This is a genomic window from Leucobacter celer subsp. astrifaciens, assembly GCF_001273835.1.
GTDB lineage: Bacteria > Actinomycetota > Actinomycetes > Actinomycetales > Microbacteriaceae > Leucobacter > Leucobacter celer.
In genome coordinates this window covers 1-241 of sequence record NZ_JHEI01000127.1, presented here as the reverse complement: position 1 = coordinate 241, position 241 = coordinate 1, and the positions used below count along the sequence as shown (strand labels likewise).

Genomic DNA, 241 nt, shown 5'->3' with positions numbered 1-241 from the left:
GCTGCAGATACGCGTCCTCCTCGTAGTTGGTGCGTTCACGGGTCCACGAGTCGGTGTAGACGTTCACATTTAGCGACTCGATGGTGTTCTTCGAGAGCTTGTACACCTGGTTGAGGTTCGTATCCGACGACACGCAGGTCGAATCCTCGGCGTCGAACGGGTACACCAGCGCGAGCGCCGAGAGGTTCTCAAGAGTGACAGGTTCCGGCGCCCCGACGATCTCGACGTACCGGAACACGCG

The 241-nt window shown here is 59.8% G+C and carries 1 protein-coding gene; it reads right to left on the bottom strand.

Annotated elements, in window-relative coordinates:
* Window positions 1-241, bottom strand: a 241-nt coding sequence (locus tag AMS65_RS00445; RefSeq protein WP_157501985.1) for a family 78 glycoside hydrolase catalytic domain, incomplete at both ends; no start/stop codon positions are given.